Here is a 2,126-nt window from a genome sequence, read left to right as displayed (position 1 = left end):
ACTCGGCCAGCGAAGCGGAGATGCGCAGGCCCAGAACGGTCAGCGGGGTCGACTCCGACAGCTTGCGGCCGATCTCGATGACCTGGTCGGGGTCGGCGAAGTCGCGGCGGAGGTTCTCCAGGTTCTCGATCTCGGCGTCGACCGCCGCCTGGAGTTCGTTGCCACGTTCTTCCTCGGCCGCAGCGGGGCCGCCCGCGAGGGTGCCGAGGGCGATCGACTGGAGTTTCTCCCGTAGCGCGGGGTAACCACTGAAGCCGACCGCGGCGGCGAAACGCGTCACCGACGGCTGGCTGACGCCGACGCGGTCGGCGAGATCGGTGATCGAGAGGAACGCCGCTTCGGTGATGTGCTCGATCAGGTACTGGGCGATCCGCCGCTGACCCGGCGACAGTCGCGGCCGGTCGAACAGCGCCCTGAGCTGGGAAGTCGGGGCAGCCCCCGGCTCGGTGGCGGTCTTCCCCGAGGTGATCGAGGATGCCTGTGCGCGTGCCTGCTGCGGCGATGGCACCGGTGCGCCTCCTTTTGCTTCCCACGGAGCTTCAACATAGCTCACGGACCGTGGCGATCAGGGGCGCACGTTACTCGCCGGCGCCGGCCGTGTTACCGGCGGTACAGAGTGATCGAGTGCCCGACCTCGTCGACCGGCCGGCTGCTCGCGATCAGCTCGGCCACCCGCCCGGTGGCCGTGGCGGCCGCCGAGTCGGACACGACCAGCAGCCCGTGCACTTCGTCGGCGGGCTCGTCGATCGTCGGTGTCTGCTGTGCGGCGCCGGTCACCATGGCGACGGCCATCTGGCCCAGCAACAGGGCCGCGACCAGCGGCGCCAGCCACCGCTTGCGGCTGATCCAGTGCCGGACGTGCGTCATCATCCGCCCCGCGGAAGTCGTACCGACAGACCGTCTGCCGTGCAGTGGGGTACGGCGCACAGCGTGCCGGAGTTCAGCTCGATCCGGTTGGAGGAACGCCTGCCGGACACGGTCCGTGTGTCCGCGTTCCGCGAGACGCTGGTCTCCCCGGCGAAAGGGGCGAACCGACGTGCATCTCCCTTACCAGCGAGGCCCGTTGCACGACCTGCCGGACACACCGGAGGCCTACGACGCCGTTCTCGCGGACGTCGCCGAGCAGGCGCTGGCGCGGATCACGCCGGACGGCAGCCTCGAACACCCTGCGGCCGTTCTCGACGTCGGCGACACCTCCCTGGGTGTCACGTCCCTGCTCGCGCTCGCCTGGCAGCACGGCAGAGACCCTCGGCTGCCGTCGGCCGTGCGCCGCAGCCTCGCCTTCCACCTGCGCGAACGAGTGTTCCGGGAGGACAACCCCGGCTACCCGAACCTCAGGATCCGCGACTCGGGTCTGCCGTACGCCCGTTACGTCCTCGAGCCGGGCGCCCACCCGCACGGCGACTGGCCGAGCACGGTCTGGGCGCTGCTCCAGACGGTCGACGTGCTCGACATGGCCGGCGGACTCCTCGACGACGAATCACGCCTTCAACTGCTCGAGTTGGCGGTCGGGTACTGGGGCTGGCTGACCGAGGCCACCTCCTTCAACCCGCAGGAGGCGGCCAACCAGGCGATCGGCTGCGTGGTCGCCGGCCTGATGCTGGCCCGCCATCTCCCGCCCGCACAGGGGGAGTCGGTCCGCGCACGCGCGATGCGTCTGTACGCCGAGGAGATCCGCGTCCGCCGCATCCGTGACCGGGGTGCGCTGCTTCCGCCCGAGCACGGCGGGGCGTACGACAACAACTACGGTCCCATCTCCCTGTCGTTCCTCGCCCAGGCCCACCGGACCAGCGGCGAGAAGGTCTTCGCCGAGGACGGCGACGCGCTCGCCCGCTATCTCGACGCCCGTCTGACCACCGGCGGCTTCGACGTGGGCGGGCCGCGCTACAGCGAACAGCACTGCGGCTTCGAAGCGGTCCTGGGCCTGCGCCACTTCGGCCGCCGGATCGGCGCCGACCTGGGGCGCTACCGGGGCGACACCCGCTGGGCCCGGCACGCGAGAAGGCCCGACGGCGGCCTCGACGGCCACTTCGCCTTCATGCTCGTCTGGCAGATCCAGGACACTCCGGGGTGGCACCGTACGCCCTCCTCCGCCCCGGCCCGCCACCAACTGCGCGCGGGCAGCG

2 protein-coding genes and 1 pseudogene are annotated in these 2,126 nt (G+C 71.2%); 1 reads left to right on the top strand and 2 read right to left on the bottom strand.

What is annotated here, in order from left to right:
• Both ACTWQJ_RS50670 and ACTWQJ_RS50665 read right to left on the bottom strand, forming a co-directional pair.
• Positions 1-508, bottom strand: a 508-nt coding sequence (locus ACTWQJ_RS50670; protein ID WP_443313084.1) for a MurR/RpiR family transcriptional regulator, incomplete at its 3' end; no start/stop codon positions are given.
• 92 nt (positions 509-600) lie between these two features.
• The gene (locus ACTWQJ_RS50665; protein ID WP_443313085.1) at positions 601-870 is read right to left on the bottom strand and encodes a hypothetical protein; all 270 of its coding nucleotides are present in this window, start codon (positions 868-870) and stop codon (positions 601-603) included.
• 166 nt (positions 871-1,036) lie between these two features.
• On the opposite strand from ACTWQJ_RS50665, the pseudogene ACTWQJ_RS50660 reads away from it, so the two are divergent.
• A pseudogene (locus ACTWQJ_RS50660) lies at positions 1,037-2,126 on the top strand (hypothetical protein); the annotation flags it as partial.

The organism is Streptomyces sp. KR55 (assembly GCF_052245645.1).
In the GTDB taxonomy this organism is placed as follows: Bacteria; Actinomycetota; Actinomycetes; order Streptomycetales; family Streptomycetaceae; genus Streptomyces; species Streptomyces flavusporus.
Note: the sequence above shows the minus strand (reverse complement) of the source record. Positions and strands in the feature narration are given on the sequence as shown.

Excerpts from the sequence above, each read along its gene's own strand:
- ACTWQJ_RS50665 (WP_443313085.1), bottom strand. The coding sequence starts at position 870 with ATGATGACGCACGTCCGGCACTGGATCAGCCGCAAGCGGTGGCTGGCG.